The following is a 16,822-nucleotide window of genomic DNA, read 5'->3' on the forward strand; positions in this document are numbered from 1 at the left end:
TCTTATACCATAAGTGTAGCTATTTTTATGTTTTCGTTTCTTGGTGTGGTGGATTTAATTGTCAAAATAATTTACAAATATGACTATGATTTTGTTCCTTTTATGGAAAATAATCTATACTCATTGATTCCTTTTGTTTTGTCGGCATTATGCTTTATGTTTATTAGAATAAAGATTTCTTCTGATGCCATTGATAATAAGAATGAAGTTCGAGAAGACTTACGAATGCCATTATTAAAAGACAAATAAGCTGTTCATTGGTATTGGTAATCAAAAAAAACTGGACGTATACACATGAATAAATTAATTTCGTCCTACGAAAGACACTACAAACTATCCAAAGCTATTGGTTATCAGGGGAACTAACAAAGATAGTTATAGAAATAACTCCAGTCAAAACACCTTATCGTATTCTTGAAATGCTTCAGGAAAGTCCTGAACTGATACTGGCAGATGCCTTTAAAGCAATCAAAAATTCAATAATGCAAGTGAACCAGCATATTGAGTGGAAGGAGTCGTGGCGGGATGAGTATCTGAAATGGATTTTTGTAGCCAATACATTATTTCTTGCAGGCATGATCGAAGCATGGGGCCGGGGTATTGAGCGAATCATGCAAGAGTGTGCCGCGGCAGGGGTTCCTGCACCGGAATTGCGCTATGAGCAGACCGGGTTGTGGACAGTGTTTCACTTCCTTGCCGAGCATGTTTTGGGGGGAGACTGCCAACATAACGCCCGTAGAAATGCTGGTACAAAAGCAGGTAGAAACGTCGGAATGCATTTTTGGACTGCTTGGGGCCAATATCCGGGAATGACCTTGTCGGAGGTTGCCCAATCGTGGCCAGTGGGAGGTATTGCAATGAGCATAATCGGCAACGCTGAGCGTGAAACGCAGAGCCAAATTACAAGCTGTGATGGAGAGCGTTTAAATGAATATATTCTTACGTAAAAAAAGATTAATTATTTCATTGGATGGAGGCTTGAGCTTTCAGGTGAAGGGTATGGACGAGTTGGGCAATCGAACCGTAAACGCATGATGAGAGAGAGTATTGATACGCAGATAAAGCATGTTCTTGAACGGCACAACGCTATTAGTGTTGCGCTGTTGTTTGGTTCGTTGGCTAAAGGCACTGCTCATCATGACAGTGATCTTGATCTTGCGGTCGGTGCTGACCATACACTCAGTGTTGATGAAACAATGGCATTGATTGCAGATCTGGCAACAGTTGTCGGACGCCCTGTTGACCTGATTGATTTAGCAACAGCAGGCGAACCCTTGCTTGGCCAGATCATATCCGGAGGAAGAAGAATAGTCGGCAGTGATACTCGCTATGCTGAACTGCTGCTAAAACATCTTTACAATGAGGCGGATTTTGTGCCTTACCAGAGAAGAATTCTGAAGGAGAGGAGAGAGGCATGGATTGGCCGTTAATTGAGCAGAAACTTGAGTCTTTGCGTCGCTCTATTCTCAGGGTCAAAGAGAAATGCCCTGCAAATGCGGCCGCGTTTGGTAATGATTTGGATGCCCAGGATATTCTAGCCCTCAACCTTACCCGTGCTGTTCAAATGTGTGTTGATATTGGAACACACATTATTGCCGGAAGTGAGTTTCCTCCTCCCGCCACCATGGGAAAAACGTTCGATATTCTCTGTGAAGCAGGAATAATCAGTGCTGATTTGGCTGATCGCATGAAGAAAGCCGTCGGGTTTCGTAATATCGCTGTCCATAACTACGAGACCATTAACTGGGTAATCGTGTTTGCTATTGCGACTGCACATCTTCAGGATTTTGAAGAGTTTGCCTCAGCCGTTGCAAGACTTGCTGATACGCAGTAATACAGTAACAATGATATATCAACTATGCAAAGTAATCTCTCGTTGTTAGAGGAGGTAATTGCTTGAGCATAATCGGCAACGCTGAGCGTGAAACGCAGAACCGCGTTATTGACCTGTTCCGTGACGAACTCGGCTATCGCTATCTCGGCGACTGGAGAGATCGCCAGGGCAACAGCAACATTGAAGAGGGGCTGCTCAGAGCCTATCTTTTGAAGAGCGGCTACACTCCTGTACAGATTACCAAGGCCATTCATGAACTGCGTATTGAGGCCGATAACCCCAACCGAACGCTCTACGAAAACAACCGGAATGTCTACCGTTTGCTGCACTATGGTGTGTCGATAAAAGCTGCTGCCGGGGAGTATACTGAAACCGTCAAACTCATCAACTGCGAGCAACCGGAGCTGAACGACTTTGCCATTGCCGAAGAGGTGACGGTTTGCGGCCAGCACGACAAACGTCCCGATATTGTGCTCTACCTCAACGGAATTACCGTTGGTGTGCTGGAGTTGAAGAACAGCCGCAAATCACTTTGTGACGGCATCCGTCAAAGCCTTGTCAATCAACGTCCGGAGTTTATAGCCCCCTTCTTTTCAACCGTGCAGCTCATTTTTGCAGGCAACGACTCGGAAGGGCTGAAGTATGGCTCTATCGGCACGGAGGAGAAGTACTTTCTGCAATGGAAGGAGGATGAGGAGGATAACTCCCGTTTCAAACTCGACAAGTATCTGCTGAAGATCTGCGAAAAGTCCCGTCTGATTGAGATGATTCATGATTTCGTAGTATTCGACGGCGGGGTGAAGAAGTTGCCACGGGTGCACCAGTATTTCGGAGTCAAGGCAGCAGAGCGCTACGTGGATGCCTTCAGTGGAGGGATCATCTGGCATACACAGGGGAGCGGCAAGAGTATTGTTATGGTGCTGCTTGCCCGGTGGATTCTGGAGAACAAGCCTGCTGCCCGTGTTGTGATTGTTACTGATCGCGATGAGCTCGACAAGCAGATTGCTGGAGTCTTTACCGATGCTGGGGAGTCAATCAAGCGCACAACAAGCGGCAGTGACCTGATGAAGCAGCTTGGTCAGCCCTCTCCGCGCCTGCTCTGCTCGCTGGTGCACAAGTTTGGCCGGAAAGGGGTTGATAATTTTGATACTTTTATCAGAGAGGTGGAGTCGCAGCCCGGCCACGCTGTCGGGGATGTTTTCGTCTTTGTTGATGAGTGCCACCGCACACAGAGCGGCAAGCTGCATCGAACCATGAAAGCCTTCATGCCGAATGCGGTCTTTATCGGCTTTACCGGAACGCCACTTCTGAAAAAAGATGCAGCAACCACCCTTGAAGTTTTCGGGAGCTACATCCACACCTACAAGTTCAATGAAGCGGTTGAAGACCGGGTGGTGCTTGATCTGGTCTATGAAGCGCGTGATATCGACCAGCAGCTTGGTTCGAAGGAGAAAATTGACGGATGGTTTGATGCCAAAACAAAGGGACTGAACGAGTGGCAGAGGGCTGCCCTGCGAGAACAGTGGGGAACCATGCAGCATGTGCTCAGCTCCCGGTCACGGATGAATCGGGTAGTCAACGATATTGTTTTTGATTTCAGTGTAAAACCCCGTCTCAGCAGCCATCGGGGAAACGCTATTCTCGTTGCTTCGAGCATCTATGAGGCCTGCAAGTATTTCGAACTTTTTCAGAAATCCGTATACAAAGGCAAGTGTGCGGTCGTGACCTCCTACAATCCGCAGACGAGGGATATCACAACCGAAGACACAGGTGCCAATACGGAGACGGACAAGGAGTTTATCTACAACACCTACACGGCAATCCTGCTGGGAGTTGAAGCTGCGGCGGGCAAGTCACAAACCGAGAGCTACGAGGACAGCGCCAAAAAGCTTTTCAAAGAACAGCCTGCGACAATGAAGCTCCTGATCGTTGTCGATAAACTGCTGACTGGCTTTGATGCACCGAGCTGCACCTTTCTCTACATCGATAAAAGCATGCAGGATCACGGCCTCTTTCAGGCGATCTGCCGTACCAACCGCCTTGACGGAGAGGACAAGGAGTTCGGTTACATCGTTGACTACAAGGATCTCTTCAACAAGGTCAATGATGCCCTGAAGGTCTATACCGTCTACACCTCGGAGCTGGATCACACCGGCAGCGATGGCGAGTGTGACATTCTGATGCAGGACCGGCTTGAAAAGGGACGGGAGAGGCTGGAGGGCGCACTGGAAGCGCTCGCGTTGTTGTGTGAGCCGGTTGAGCCACCAAAAGGGGAGCTTCAGCATATCCATTATTTCTGCGGGAACAGTGAAATATCGGCTGAACTTGAAGAGCGGGAACCGATTCGTTCAGCGCTCTACAAGTCTACGGCCATGCTTGTCAGAGCCTACGGCGGTATTGCCGATGAGCTTGATTCAGCAGGCTACAATGCTGGTGAGGTGCATCGACTCAAACTGAATATCGACCGCTATCTCAAGCTGCGTGAAATCATCCGCAAGGCCAGTGGGGAAAGTATTGATCTGAAGGCGTATGAGGCTGATATGCGTCACCTGATTGATACCTATATTGAAGCCGATGAGCCACGCAAGATCTCTCCCTTTGATGATATGCCGCTACTGGAGCTGATTGTGAAATCAGGCATTGCCGAGGCGATCAAAACTCTGCCCGATGGAATCAAAAGCAGCAGGGATGCGATTGCTGAAACCATCGAGAACAATGTTCGGAGCAAGATTATCAAGGATCATCTGAACGATCCGGCATTTTATGATCGCATGTCAACGCTGCTTGACGAGCTTATTATATCGCGTCATCAGAAAGCTGTTGAATATGAAGCCTGGCTCAAGCGAATAGCTGAGCTTGCCAAACGTGTTGAATCTGGCCATGGTGAAGAGACTCCCGATCAACTCAATACTCCCGGTCGTCGGGCACTCTATAATAACCTGAAGAGTGAGAGGGGAGAAAACGGGGAGCAGGCGACAAGAGTAGAGCTTGCGATGATGATAGACGAAACGGTCAAACAGGTAAGGCCGAATGGCTGGCGTGGAGTGAAACCGAAGGAGAATGTTATCAAGAAAGCCCTGTTTGATGTGTTGCAGGATGAGGATGAAGTAGAGCGGCTGTTCCTTGTTATTGAGCGTCAAAGAGAGTATTGAATGGTTACCAAAGTTGATATAGGGGATATTCCGGTTGATGTGGTGCTGAAGGATATCAGGAACATCCATCTGAGTGTTTACCCGCCGACAGGCAGGGTACGTATTTCTGCGCCTTCGCACATGAATATTGATACCATCCGGGTCTATGCCATTTCACGGCTTGGCTGGATAAAAAAACAGCAGGGGAAGCTGCGACGGCAGGAGCGCGAAACTCCACGGGAGTACCTGAACCGTGAGAGCCACTATCTCTGGGGAAAGCGCTACCTGCTTAAAATCATTGAGAGAGAGGCCCCTTTTGCTGTTGCCTTGCAGCATAGTACGATACTCATGCATGTCCGGCCTGAAACCGGTCATGAGAAAAAAGAGGAGCTTCTTGATGAGTGGTACCGGAAGCAGTTGAAGGTTGCTGTTTCTGACCTTATTGCCCTGTGGGAGAAAAGGATTGGCGTGAAGGTGAGTGAGTTCGGCGTCAGGAAGATGAAAACGAAATGGGGTACCTGCAACCCGCAGGCAAAGCGAATATGGATAAACCTTGAGCTTGCCAAAAAGCCGAAAGAGTGCCTTGAATATATTGTTGTGCATGAAATGGTTCACCTTCTTGAGCGTCACCACAATGAGCGTTTTACTGCACTCATGGATAACTTTATGCCGAAATGGCGCTCTCTCCGGGATGACCTGAATCGCCTGCCCGTAAGGCATGAGGAGTGGGATTATTGAATGTTTTTCATAAACAGTCAACAAAAAGCCGTGAGTGAGTTTGGGAGACTCTCCCTGTCTTTTCCCGCTTTTATTCTTTGTGACCGCGTTTCTTGCGGAAGCAGTCGGAGACGTTTGCGGGTTTGGGACTTGTTCCCAACCATGGCAAACTATGGTAAAAGGCTGACCTGAAAATGAAAAGCCATCCGGAAGGAGAGTCCCGGATGGCTTTTGTAATTCCCCGAGTTGTGCCATTTAGTGCCAAAACTCAGAGATCAAGAATTTGCTGAACTTCGTTTGTAAATTCGCTTGTACGCATCTGTTTGACATAAACCTCACCGGTTCGTTCATAACAAAGATGGATTTCATGGAACCGCCAGATTTCCTCCTGGATCTTTCGTAATGACCGGCGCATTTTTTTCAAGGTATTTGCTTGAGCTCACTACAGAGGAGCGCAACGAGGTCAAAAAGGTTGCCCGTGAACTGCTTGCGAAACTCAAGGATTTGCTGGTGCTGAACTGGCGCCACAAAATCGAGGCTCGCTCACAGTTGAAACTTGCCATCGAAGATACCCTTGACTATGGACTGCCCCTTGCCTACACCCCTGAACTCTACCGACAGAAATGCTCCGCCCTGTTCGAGCACGTCTATGAAAGCTATCCCGAACGCAATGCCGGGATCTATGTGTGAAAAGTTGTATTAGAAGTTGCTTGGCTCTGCTTGTGTGCATTTCCTGCGAATGATGAATGACTGTGATGATTTTAGGATTATTAATTCGTCAATAATTAAGAGATATGTCTATATTTATTCTATAAGTCGTCAAAAAATACGATATGTGATATAGGATAAAACAGGGGTTCTTGATGAAGATTGAAGGATTATTGACGGATGAAGCGATTCTCGGGGAGCTGGGCAAGCGATTTGCGCAGCGGCGACTTGAGATGCAGCTTAGCCAGGAGATGCTTGCGGAACAGGCGGGCGTATCAAAGCGGACCGTGGAGCGTGTAGAGTCCGGGGCCACAACGCAGATCTCGACGATGATCCGGATTCTGCGGGTTTTGGGGCTGCTGGATCGTCTGGAAGCTCTGGTGCCGGTGGCGGGACCGCGTCCGATGGATTTGCTGAAGCTGAAAGGTAAGGCCCGGAAACGAGCAAGCGGCAAGAGGAATCCAACGGATGAAAAACACTGGACGTGGGGTGACGAAGCATGAGCACGACAGCAATGGTAAACCTGTGGGGACGCACGATCGGTGCGGTGTCGCTGGATGACCATGCGACGGTCGTAACCTTTGAGTACGAACCAGCCTTTACCGGTAGCGGTATCGAGCTGGCACCGTTGATGATGCCTCTCTCAAGCCGCCTCTACTCCTTTCCGGCGCTGAATCCGGAAACCTTCCATGGTCTTCCGGGGCTCCTGGCGGATTCGCTGCCGGACCGGTTCGGCAGTGCGTTGATTGATGCCTGGCTTGCCCGTTCCGGTCGCATGCCGGAGTCGTTTAATGCCGTGGAGCGTCTCTGTTATACGGGTTCGCGCGGTATGGGTGCACTGGAATATGCGCCGGCAACCCGACTGGGTGTGTCCGGTTCATCCCCTGTCGATGTCGACAGACTGGTGGCGTTGGCTTCGGAGGTTTTGACCCATCGTAACGATCTGAAGAGCTGGTTCCACGATCAGGGGCGGGAAAAGGCACTCAAGGATATATTGCGGATCGGCACCTCTGCCGGTGGCGCGCGGGCAAAGGCGGTGATTGCCTGGAATCCGGAGACGAACGAAGTCAGGTCGGGACAGGTGACGGCCGGGAAGGGATTCGAATACTGGCTGATGAAGTTCGATGGTGTAAGCGGCAACAGGGATAAGGAGCTGGAAGACCCCAGGGGATACGGCGCGATCGAGCATGCCTATTACCGGATGGCGGTCGATACAGGAATCACCATGAACCCTTGCCGTATGTTCGAGGAGAACGGCCGTCGCCATTTCATGACGAAGCGGTTCGACCGGCTTGAAGGTGGAGGCAAGCTGCACATGCAGTCGCTTTGCGGGATGGCACACTATGATTTCAATCAGGCAGGAGCCTACGGTTACGAGCAGGCGCTGCAGGTAATCCGCCGACTGGGATTGCCGATGGCGGCAATCGAGGAGCAGTTCCGGCGGATGGTGTTCAACATTGTGGCCCGCAATCAGGATGACCATGTCAAGAACATTGCCTTTCTGATGGACAGGTCGGGAAACTGGTCACTTTCGCCCGCGTTCGACATGACTTACAGCTATCAACCGGGCGGAAAATGGACATCGAGCCATCAGATGACGATGAACGGCAAGCAGAATGGATTTACGCTGGAGGATTTCAGGGCGTGTGCGAAGAGCGCTTCCATGAAGCGCGGACGTGCGGAAACCATCATTGCTGAAGTACGGAAAGTTGTTGCACGATGGCGGGACTATGCGGATGAATCATCCGTGAGTCCGGAGCAACGGGACAAGATTGCACCAACGCTGAGAGTGGAGGGCTTTAAATGAGGAATGAGAGATGAAAGGAGAGAATCCGATACAGACTAAATCGTACTGCTTTGCTTTGTGTATTGGATAATGGCAGAACCGGATCAAAAACGTGCATTTAAAAAACGAACCTTCTATTGGGCAGAAAAACTTGATGTCAAGGTGGCATGGCTTGGTATGCGCACAATGCAAAATAAATGGCATCATGTTCCACCAATGGACACATGAACTTTAATGTCGAACTGTTATTGCTCGATCAGGCGCTCTGGGACTATGTTATTGTTCATGAACTGCTCCATTTCTTCGTTCCCAACCACGGCAAGCTCTGGAAAAGCCTGATGCGGCTCCATCTGGGCGAGTATGAGATGCAAGAAGCCGCGTTAAGGAAGATTGCAAGTCAACCACGGTAAAAGAGTGATCTGAAAATAAAAAGCCATCCGGAAGGAGAGCCCCGGATGGCTTTTGTAATTTGATGCTGTCCTGATCTATTTCTGGTTTGCCTTATATCTCATGTCGGGGGTTCCATCCTTTTTGGTCGGTCCGGCAGGTTTGGCTGCCTCCTTGTTGGCCTTGAATCTCATGTCGGGAGTACCATCTTTCTTGGTTGGCGCCGCCGTGGTAACGGCTGGCTTGGCCACAGGCTTTTCGGCGGCCTTAACAGCGGTTTTTTCGGCAGGTTTGGCGGTTTCGGCTTTCACGGCCTTCACCTGTTCGGTTTTTGCAGGAGCCTTTTTATCATCTTTCTTTACAGCAAAGGTTTTCGTCGGAGCAAAGAGAGAGAGTGCAAAGAAAGCCGTGGTTACAAACAGTGCTGTTTTTTTCATGATTTTGATTTTTTGGTTAACAAAGAGGTCAACAGATGACAGGGTAAATTGTTCTGTGTTTTATCCTTGATTGTAAAAATTACAAATTATTTTTGATTATTTCCCTTTGCATGGGGCAGTGGATTAGTAAGCCCCGGGCAGTAAGCTCAAACAAAGAGAGGGCAGAAGCGTGCGCCAAAAGTGGGGAGGTGCGATACTCCTCCTATCAGTTCCTGCTGTTTACCTGCGCATCCAGGGTAAGATTCATCTGCTCTTTCAGCAGCAGCAGCCGTTCAGCGGCATCAGTATCACCCAGAGCTTCCTGCAGCCTCAATACCGCACATTTCGCATAAAATCCGCCCTTCGGTTCCAGCTCTTTGCGTTTTTCGGTTACTCCTATTTCAATTCTTGCAAGTTCAGCTACTTCAACAAGCTCCTCGGAAATCGACGGGTCCGTACTCATCGCTTTCAGTGCCTCATAAGCCGTTTTGAATCTGCACGCTTCGATCTGGTCAATAATTTCTTGCAGTTGTTTCTTCATGGTGGTGTAACGCTGATTTTTACTTCTCTACTCATTTTTTACCGGAAGCCAGTGTGATGCTGGCCATGCCATGCAGGGCGAACCCTGGAATCCGGTTATGGCAAACTAAAGATCCAGAGGATTATCGATGATCTCCAGGGAGAGCTCTTTTTGATGATCATGAAAACCGATACGGATGTAATGGAGATTTTTACTGTTGAAGATATCGGAACCTTTTTCTGCCGCCTGCAGAATAATATGCCCCTTGTCATGGCCCAGCTCTTTGGCAAGATTACCCCATTTCCTGAAGACCAGATTGGTATACGAGTCGCCAGTGCGAATACCAAGAAGCCCGGATTCACAGAGATCGGTAATCTGCTCGGGTGTTGACAGCATCGACATCTCCTTGCCAATCCAGATGGTGATGATCTCACAGTGAAAGGGGAGAAACAGAGAGTTTTTAATCGCAAATCCCTTTTCACCGTTCTTGACAGCAGCAAGAAAGCTTTTCATGGTATCGGGAGTTATTGATTATCGATATCCTCTTTAAAACAAATAAACAGTTACCCTAAAAGTATAGCGGAAAGTGGAGCCTTTCGCAAATGTGTAAACACTATCCGTTTCCATCTCACGCGCTCTTTTCAACGGGAGAGGCCAAAAACGGAGGGTCAGGATCACTTTTTTTGATTTGTAGCATTAACCTTTTTGACCGGTTGCTTTATTATGGGCATACGGTTATAATAAAGCCGGGAGATTTTAAGCCGCAGCACGGCTTTTTGCGATGAGAGTGGAGAGGTGATCGTCATGTTCGCCAGTGGAGGCTATAAACCATAAAAACTATGGCGGTGATAACAAGTAACGGTGTAACACTTTGCCGATCAGGGGCGTTTACTGTAACCAGAGTGGTTACTCTCCTTCTTTTGCTGGCAGGTTGCAGCAGCCGTCCTGAAAAGGTGGTTGATCAGGACGGAAACAGCTACAACGCTGTTCAGATTGGATCCATGGTATGGACAGGAAAAAATCTTGATGTGGCACACTACCGGAATGGTGATGCAATTCCTGAAGTGAAGGATCCCGAAGCGTGGGCACTTCTGAAAACAGGAGCGTGGTGTTACAACAGTAACCGGCTTGAACATGGAAAAATCTACGGTAAACTCTATAACTGGTATGCGGTAAAAGATCCGAGGGGTCTTGCCCCGAAGGGGTGGCACGTAGCCACCGATGCTGAATGGAACAAGCTCGGGGAGCTGCTTGGCGGAAGTGAAAATGCCGGGGGAGCTATAAAATCGGCAACACTCTGGAGGGCAGTGCAGGGTAGTGTTAACGGTAAAAGCGGCTTTGAGGCTCTTCCGGGTGGAGCCAGACGGGATAATGACGGATACTTTATGCCGCCGGGTGATTACAGCAGATTATGGTCTTCAACTGAATCCGGGGCAAAGAGTGCATGGGGCCGGTCACTCGGCTACTACGATGCAGCCCTGAGAAGAGGGATGGCCAACAAGAACATTGGCTTTTCAGTTCGATGTGTCAAGGATTGACGGGCAGCGCAAAGATTCATCCCGGTCCGCCTCATGCACGCTTCAGGGCTTGCATGAGCTATTGTCCCTTGGTTTATCACCACAACCGCAACTTCCGCAGGTAGAGGTCTTGATCAGGGTATAGAGCGGACAAAATCCTGTAAAGGCGGTCAGAAGCGGTATAAGGCCAACAGCTCCCCACCACGACTGATTGATGACTCCTGCGGCAATAATGGCAATCCCGATAACAATCCGGATTATTTTATCTGTTTGACCAACATTTTTCTGCATTGGAGTTCACTGTTCAGGGTTGAGTGAGATTCGATCTGTAGTAGTTACATCGTTGTCAAAGTAATAATACGATATTGTTTTATAGCAAGCAATGATCAACTCACGGGCTCTTTGGGTAACTGGTGCCTGAAGGCGGGCAGTGATCGGAGCTATAGTATTTCGGACGTATAGCGGTGCTTCCGGGATTTTTCAGGCTTGGTGTGGTGATTGCTCTGTTTGCCGGAGCATCAAATTAACCGTGACGGATGGATGAGGTAATGCAACAATACCGATACGCATGACACGCAGGAATAAAAAACATTGGCGTCCGCTGCCAATCCCGCCAAACTATCTTGCCGGGATGTTTTTCTTGTTGGTCATGGCGTTCTCCGCTACAGCCTTTCTGCACTATAAAGCCCGCATGGAAGAGATTGAGAACCTGATGCACGAGGAGTCATCACTGCTGATTCATTTTCTTACCGAAGGCGCAGAAACAGCACTGATCGGCTATAACGAGATCAATGGTCTCATCACCGGCGGGCTTGCTGATCAGTTGCGACTGATAGAGCGCATGGACAGCCAGAAAGCGTTGACATCCGAAAATCTTACTGAAATTGCCGGTAAAAGCGGAATGTACCGGATCACTATTGTTGACCGTAACGGCAATCGAATTGCATGGAACACACCGCCCGATCATACACCGCTTTTTCGGAACTGTGAACCAGCCAGTCAGCTCATGCCGATTCTTTCCGGAAAAACAGAGGTACTCAACCTCGGAATCAGGGAGAGCGAATCCGGCAAAGGGCCCCGACTGGTTGTTGCCGTTGCCAGACGGCGGGGTGGTGCGATTGTCGGCAATGTTGATGCAACAAGGCTTCTCGCCATGCAGAAGCAGATCGGGCCGGGAAGACTTATTCAGCGAACAGGCACCGATGCTGCCGGGATTGCCTATATCATCTGGCAGGACTCCTCCGCTATCATTGCCGCGACCTCCAATGTAACCGAAGCCGAAACCATACAGTCTGACCCGATCCTGTCGCGAGCGCTTGAACAGAAGAGATCGACCACAAGGTTTACCACATTCAATGGCAAACAGGTTTTTGAGGTGATTAAACCGTTTTTCTACCAGGGCAGCAGGTTCGGATTACTTCGCATCGGACTGAAAACCGATCCGTTTATGGAGGCGGCAGAGAAGCTGCAAATTCGCATTATACTGCTTCTGGGCCTTGCATCCATAGGAGGTCTGGCGGTATTCAACCTTATCCTTACACGACGCAATGAATTGAAGGTCAAGGATGCCCTGCTTGGTGAAAAGCTTTTCTCCTCCTCCATTCTCGAAAATATGGCGGATTCAGTCATAGCCGTGAACACCGGGGGGAACATTACCCTGCTCAACAGCTCAGCAGAAAAGCTTTTAAACATAACAGGGGCCGGTGCCATCGGCCACTCTCTCAGTGCTATTCTTCCCGAATGCGGAACATTGATCATGGAGTTTATGAACCGCCAGACAACTGCAAGCACAAAAGAGTTCGATTGCCGCATCAACAACACTCAATTAATCCTTGCGGGTCATTTCACTCTGATCAACGGTACGGAGAACTATCCTGACGGGGCGTTTGTCGTGTTGCGGGATATGACGGTACAGCGCTCAATGCAGCGGGTGATCGAGCGTCAGGAAAAACTCACCGCCATGGGTGAACTTGCTTCCGGGGTGGCACATGAAATCCGCAATCCGCTCAACGCTATCGGTGTTCTGGGGCAGCGGCTTGACATGGAGTTTTCTCCGGCTGAAGAGAGAGAGGAGTATCATCATCTGGTTCGAGCTATCGTTTCCGAAGTACACCGGGTCAATGCCATCATCCAGCGATTCCTGAAATTTGCCCGCCCTCCGAAGCTCATGCTGATGCCAACTGATCTGGATGATTTTATCAGGCAATACCGACCCGTACTGGAGGGTGAAGCCGAGACCGTGGGAGTGCGCTTTACGCTCACAGCTTTTTCCGGATGCCAAATCTCGATCGACAGGGCTCAGATGCAGCAGGTATTGCTCAATCTTGTCAGGAATGCGGTCGAAGCGACAGAGCCGGGCGGTGAAGTGACCGTCATGACAGGTCAGCGCACCGGCAGCGCGTTCATTGAAGTTGCCGATACCGGCAGGGGAATTCCCGAGGAGTTGCGCTCTCAGATATTCAATCTCTATTTTACCTCAAAAGAGGATGGGACCGGAATGGGTCTGAGCATAGCCAACCAGATTGTCCAGTCACACGGGGGCGTTATTGAAGTCGAAAGTCTTGAAAACAGGGGGAGCATTTTCAGAATCGTGCTGCCCCGGTCATGAATGGTTACTGTCCGCAACATAAAAAGAACGAGATAATGGATTACACGATTCTGGTGGTCGAAGACGAGCCGGTGCAACTGGAGAGCCTTGCGGGTTTTCTTTCCAAGCAAGGTTACCGGGTGCTGAAGGCGGCTAACCCTGAACAGGCAATTCTGAACATCCGGAACAGTGCGGTCGATATCGTGCTCTCCGATTTCAGGATGCCCGGCATGAGCGGGGTAAAACTTCTTGAAGCCATCAAGGAGATAAATCCCTCAATACAGGTTATCATCATGACCGCCTACGGTACGGTGGAATCAGCGACCGATGCCATGAAACTTGGCGCTGCCGACTACATCACCAAGCCGATCGACCTATACCGCTTGCAGGTGCTGATACGAAATATTGTTGAACGAAAACAGCTTATCAGCGAAAATCGCCTGCTTCGTCAGCAACTCACCGAACGTTTCAGTGTTGATGGAATTATAGCTGAATCCAGTGCGATGAGCCAGGTGCTCAATGTTGCGGGGAGGATTGCCGACAGCAATGCTTCTGTGCTGATTACCGGCGAAACCGGTACAGGCAAGGAGCTGATTGCCCGAAGCGTACATTTTTCCGGCTCGCGTCACAACCATCCATTCGTTGCAGTTAATTGTGCGGCACTTCCGGATACGCTCCTTGAAAGCGAGCTTTTCGGGCATGAAAAGGGGGCTTTTACCGGAGCCGACCGGCAAAGGAAAGGTCGATTTGAAACGGCTGAGGGAGGCACACTCTTCATTGATGAGGTGGGTGAAATTCCTCTTTCCCTCCAGGTCAAGCTGCTCAGGGTATTGCAGGAGAAAACATTTGAACGCATCGGCAGTAATATTGTGCTCCAGGCCAATGCCCGCATTGTCGCCGCCACAAACCGGGACCTCGAAGCAATGATCAGAGAGGGTACCTTTCGCCAGGACCTCTTCTATCGGCTCAATGTTGTTTCCATACGAATTCCGCCTCTCAGGGATCGACGTGAAGATATTCCTCCACTGGTTGATGGCTTTGTGCGTCGCTTTGCATCGGAAAACAACAAACGGATTGCCGGAATTTCAAGAGAGGCGATGGACGCGCTTATGAAATACTCCTATCCCGGAAACGTCCGGGAACTTGAAAACATCATTCAGCAGTCAGTCGTGCTTACGCGCGGCGAAACCATCATGCAAAGCGATCTTCCCGTCAGGCTCAATGAGTCTCCAAAGAGCTCGAAACCGGTGATGTCAGGCGATGAAACCTTTCCGGAAAAGGTGGAAGCCTTCGAGAAGTCTTTAATTCTTGATGCACTCAGCAAGTCTGGTCAGGTGCAGACAAGAGCTGCCGAGCTCCTTGGTATCAGTGAACGGCACCTGCGTTACAAGCTCAAAAAGTACAGCATGAAATAACCGCTCAAACACCTCTTCTCCGCTGAAGCCTGTATCGACCATATCGTCGAGCCGACGACCAGCTGGTCGAAACAATGGGCAGGAGTGCATGGCCCTGATTACCGGGCATTACCAGCTAAATGCTTATATGATAGGTATATACGAATCTCATCTCTTTTCTGGCACAGTAATTGATTCTAACAGGTGGTGGAGCATCGGAATAGAACGAACTCTGCCGTTTGTAGCGAATACAATCACCAATGAAAAGGAACAGTTACCATGAAAAAAATTATTGGAATGGCGATGATAGCGGGTTCAATCATCACGCTTTCACTATCGAATCCACTCTATGCAAGGGGTCCGCAAGGGGGCGGTGCGGGTGGTGGAATGGGTATGGGCGGAACCGGTACCGGAAGCAGCAACAGGGGCTTTGTTGATGCCGATAATAACGGAATCAATGACAGGGCAAGGGATACAAACAATGACGGGATTCCTGATGGCCAGGATCCAGACTATGTGCGTCCCCGGGATGGATCGGGTGCCGGAAGAGGTGCGGTTTCAGGTAGCGGGACAGGAACACCCGTTCTTGATGGCACAGGGCCGCATGGAGCAGGAAAGGCTGCCCGTTAAGGTCGTACGGTATTTTGTATTTCAGGTCCGGCAGTTTGTGCACAACATCCGGACCTGACATTTTTTACGAGGAGACGTGTAATGCTGATCACCAAAATATCACTATGTACTCTTTTTGCTGTAACGAGTACCTTTTTTTCAGGTGCAGCTTTAGGCAGTGATTCAGCGAATGAAACGATGACCGGTTCTGTAGGCAATTCCGCTCAAAAGGAGAGCCGTGCCACGCAAAACAAACTGCAGTTCATTGATGAAGATTGCGATGGTATCAATGATATCATCCAGAACAGGGAGCGATACCCGAACACATTTGGTGGCTCGCCAGCGGCCTATGGCGGTAAGTCAGGAGCCGGAATGTTCAGCGATGAAGGTGTTGCCGGAAAAAGAGGTGCAAGGAACTCCGCTGCAGGTGGATCTAACGGCCGATCCGGCAGAAGGTAAAACATGATACAAACAGATAGGATTATGAGGTTATTGTTCAGTATGGCAATTATTGCGCTGTGGCCAATGGTAGCAGAAGCAGAGTGGAAGAGCAAAGCCTCAATTTCAGGAAGCGCAGATAGCAATGTCTTTCGAAACAGCTCTCCCGAAAAAGATCTCGTTACTGAAGCGGAGATATCTGTGGCGCATGCATGGGATTGGGAGAAATGGAGCGCCATGGCATCATTCGAGGGCAGCTCCATCAATTTCACTGATCATGCAGATCGCAACTATATCCTGCCTCAAATAACCCTTTCCGTGCAGCGCAATCTTGAAAATAAAGGATGGATTCGCAGTGGAGTACGGGCAAAAACAAGGATAGACGGGGACAATTATCAGCTCTATGACTATCAGGAATATGCGGGATTTGTGGATACCAAATTACCCCGGAACGATCATTTGACAGTGCTTGCCGGTTACAGCCTGCTCAACAGAGGGTATGATCAGTTTGAAGAGATGGATAATCTGGAACACCAGTTGTATGGAGGGTTGCAGATAGCGATGGAGGGCGGAAGAAACATTGCGTTCTTATCCGAACTCGGATACAGGCACTACCTCTCACCCCTCAGTGCGGGAACGACAGTTGTCCGCCAGGGTTATCGGGGGCGGAGGATCGTGACAACGGGCAGCAGTAAAGAGTCTGCAAATGCCGGACAATGGGTCAATTCCCTTACGCTCTCTTCACCCGTTATTGATGACCGGACAGGAGTCAGGCTCT

At 49.5% G+C, this 16,822-nt stretch carries 20 protein-coding genes; 16 read left to right on the plus strand and 4 right to left on the minus strand.

The features are described from left to right. The 10 genes from CFERDRAFT_RS12600 to CFERDRAFT_RS10930 form a co-directional block, all read left to right on the plus strand. The coding region (locus CFERDRAFT_RS12600) for a hypothetical protein (RefSeq protein ID WP_040433789.1) at nt 1-249 on the plus strand (249 nt) is incomplete at its 5' end. A 170-nt stretch (nt 250-419) separates the two neighbouring features. Beyond that, nucleotides 420-947 (plus strand): hypothetical protein, encoded by a 528-nt coding sequence (locus tag CFERDRAFT_RS10890; protein ID WP_006367286.1) that lies wholly within the window; start codon nt 420-422, stop codon nt 945-947. Between the two features lie 84 nt (nt 948-1,031). Beyond that, complete coding sequence (gene mntA, locus CFERDRAFT_RS10895) at nt 1,032-1,430, plus strand: type VII toxin-antitoxin system MntA family adenylyltransferase antitoxin (RefSeq protein ID WP_006367291.1); 399 nt, start codon at nt 1,032-1,034, stop codon at nt 1,428-1,430. Beyond that, nucleotides 1,415-1,834, plus strand: coding sequence for a type VII toxin-antitoxin system HepT family RNase toxin (gene hepT / locus CFERDRAFT_RS10900; protein WP_006367292.1), 420 nt, complete (start codon nt 1,415-1,417; stop codon nt 1,832-1,834). The genes mntA and hepT overlap by 16 nt, the downstream gene beginning before the upstream one ends. A gap of 62 nt (nt 1,835-1,896) precedes the next feature. After that, nucleotides 1,897-4,986 (plus strand): type I restriction endonuclease subunit R, encoded by a 3,090-nt coding sequence (locus tag CFERDRAFT_RS10905; RefSeq protein WP_006367293.1) that lies wholly within the window; start codon nt 1,897-1,899, stop codon nt 4,984-4,986. After that, nucleotides 4,987-5,703, plus strand: coding sequence for a M48 family metallopeptidase (locus CFERDRAFT_RS10910; RefSeq protein WP_006367294.1), 717 nt, complete (start codon nt 4,987-4,989; stop codon nt 5,701-5,703). Between the two features lie 381 nt (nt 5,704-6,084). After that, nucleotides 6,085-6,372, plus strand: coding sequence for a type I restriction enzyme endonuclease domain-containing protein (locus CFERDRAFT_RS10915; protein WP_006367295.1), 288 nt, complete (start codon nt 6,085-6,087; stop codon nt 6,370-6,372). A gap of 173 nt (nt 6,373-6,545) precedes the next feature. Beyond that, nucleotides 6,546-6,893: a helix-turn-helix domain-containing protein gene (locus CFERDRAFT_RS10920; protein ID WP_040433791.1), complete on the plus strand. Its 348-nt coding sequence runs from the start codon at nt 6,546-6,548 to the stop codon at nt 6,891-6,893. Beyond that, entirely contained in the window at nt 6,890-8,197 is a 1,308-nt protein-coding gene (locus CFERDRAFT_RS10925) for a type II toxin-antitoxin system HipA family toxin (protein WP_006367296.1), read from the plus strand. Before CFERDRAFT_RS10920 ends, CFERDRAFT_RS10925 begins: the two co-directional genes overlap by 4 nt. A 176-nt stretch (nt 8,198-8,373) precedes the next feature. After that, entirely contained in the window at nt 8,374-8,586 is a 213-nt protein-coding gene (locus CFERDRAFT_RS10930; RefSeq protein ID WP_006367288.1) for a M48 metallopeptidase family protein, read from the plus strand. A 75-nt stretch (nt 8,587-8,661) separates the two neighbouring features. On the opposite strand, the gene CFERDRAFT_RS11780 is transcribed toward CFERDRAFT_RS10930, so the two are convergent. From CFERDRAFT_RS11780 to CFERDRAFT_RS10945, 3 genes are all read right to left on the minus strand, one after another. Further along, nucleotides 8,662-9,000 (minus strand): hypothetical protein, encoded by a 339-nt coding sequence (locus tag CFERDRAFT_RS11780; protein ID WP_006367297.1) that lies wholly within the window; start codon nt 8,998-9,000, stop codon nt 8,662-8,664. Nucleotides 9,001-9,205: 205 nt separating this feature from the next. Further along, nucleotides 9,206-9,520 carry a hypothetical protein gene (locus tag CFERDRAFT_RS10940; protein WP_006367298.1) on the minus strand — a complete coding sequence of 105 codons (315 nt, stop codon included), beginning with the start codon at nt 9,518-9,520 and terminating at the stop codon, nt 9,206-9,208. Between the two features lie 105 nt (nt 9,521-9,625). Continuing rightward, nucleotides 9,626-10,012, minus strand: a complete 387-nt coding sequence (locus tag CFERDRAFT_RS10945; RefSeq protein ID WP_006367299.1) for a hypothetical protein — start codon at nt 10,010-10,012, stop codon at nt 9,626-9,628. A 326-nt stretch (nt 10,013-10,338) separates the two neighbouring features. On the opposite strand from CFERDRAFT_RS10945, the gene CFERDRAFT_RS10950 reads away from it, so the two are divergent. Then, nucleotides 10,339-11,037, plus strand: coding sequence for a fibrobacter succinogenes major paralogous domain-containing protein (locus CFERDRAFT_RS10950; protein ID WP_006367300.1), 699 nt, complete (start codon nt 10,339-10,341; stop codon nt 11,035-11,037). 42 nt (nt 11,038-11,079) lie between these two features. On the opposite strand, the gene CFERDRAFT_RS10955 is transcribed toward CFERDRAFT_RS10950, so the two are convergent. Beyond that, nucleotides 11,080-11,307, minus strand: coding sequence for a YgaP family membrane protein (locus CFERDRAFT_RS10955; RefSeq protein ID WP_006367289.1), 228 nt, complete (start codon nt 11,305-11,307; stop codon nt 11,080-11,082). A 277-nt stretch (nt 11,308-11,584) separates the two neighbouring features. Between CFERDRAFT_RS10955 and CFERDRAFT_RS10960 the strand changes: the two genes are divergently transcribed. The 5 genes from CFERDRAFT_RS10960 to CFERDRAFT_RS10980 form a co-directional block, all read left to right on the plus strand. Further along, on the plus strand, nt 11,585-13,624 hold the full coding sequence (locus CFERDRAFT_RS10960; protein ID WP_006367301.1) for an ATP-binding protein: 2,040 nt from the start codon (nt 11,585-11,587) through the stop codon (nt 13,622-13,624). A gap of 35 nt (nt 13,625-13,659) precedes the next feature. Further along, nucleotides 13,660-15,018 carry a sigma-54-dependent transcriptional regulator gene (locus CFERDRAFT_RS10965; RefSeq protein WP_040433793.1) on the plus strand — a complete coding sequence of 453 codons (1,359 nt, stop codon included), beginning with the start codon at nt 13,660-13,662 and terminating at the stop codon, nt 15,016-15,018. 258 nt (nt 15,019-15,276) lie between these two features. After that, nucleotides 15,277-15,627: a hypothetical protein gene (locus tag CFERDRAFT_RS10970; RefSeq protein WP_006367303.1), complete on the plus strand. Its 351-nt coding sequence runs from the start codon at nt 15,277-15,279 to the stop codon at nt 15,625-15,627. Nucleotides 15,628-15,708: 81 nt separating this feature from the next. Beyond that, nucleotides 15,709-16,065, plus strand: a complete 357-nt coding sequence (locus tag CFERDRAFT_RS10975; RefSeq protein ID WP_006367290.1) for a hypothetical protein — start codon at nt 15,709-15,711, stop codon at nt 16,063-16,065. Nucleotides 16,066-16,089: 24 nt separating this feature from the next. Continuing rightward, the coding region (locus CFERDRAFT_RS10980) for a hypothetical protein (protein WP_156778077.1) at nt 16,090-16,822 on the plus strand (733 nt) is incomplete at its 3' end.

The organism is Chlorobium ferrooxidans DSM 13031 (assembly GCF_000168715.1).
Lineage (GTDB): Bacteria > Bacteroidota > Chlorobiia > Chlorobiales > Chlorobiaceae > Chlorobium > Chlorobium ferrooxidans.